General features: G+C 74.6%; 1 protein-coding gene. It reads left to right on the top strand.

Going from position 1 to position 201, the window contains the following annotated elements; all coding sequences use genetic code 11:
* Positions 1 to 201, top strand: a 201-nt coding sequence (locus tag IF47_RS28510; RefSeq protein ID WP_245641259.1) for a GTP-binding protein, incomplete at both ends; no start/stop codon positions are given.

Below are 201 nucleotides of genomic sequence, written 5' to 3'. Positions count from 1 at the left end.
CTGCGGTTCGCCACCGCCGGCAGCGTGGACGACGGCAAGTCCACCCTGGTCGGGCGGCTGCTGCACGACTCCAAGTCCGTCCTGGCCGACCAGTTGGAGGCCGTCGAGCACGCCTCCCGCAGCCGCGGCGCCGAGGGCCCGGACCTGGCCCTGCTCACCGACGGCCTGCGCGCCGAGCGCGAGCAGGGCATCACCATCGAC

The organism is Streptomyces megasporus, from assembly GCF_000718985.1.
Lineage (GTDB): Bacteria > Actinomycetota > Actinomycetes > Streptomycetales > Streptomycetaceae > Streptomyces > Streptomyces megasporus.
The sequence above is the reverse complement of the archived record's forward strand: the minus strand, read 5'-3'. Positions and strand labels throughout refer to the sequence as shown.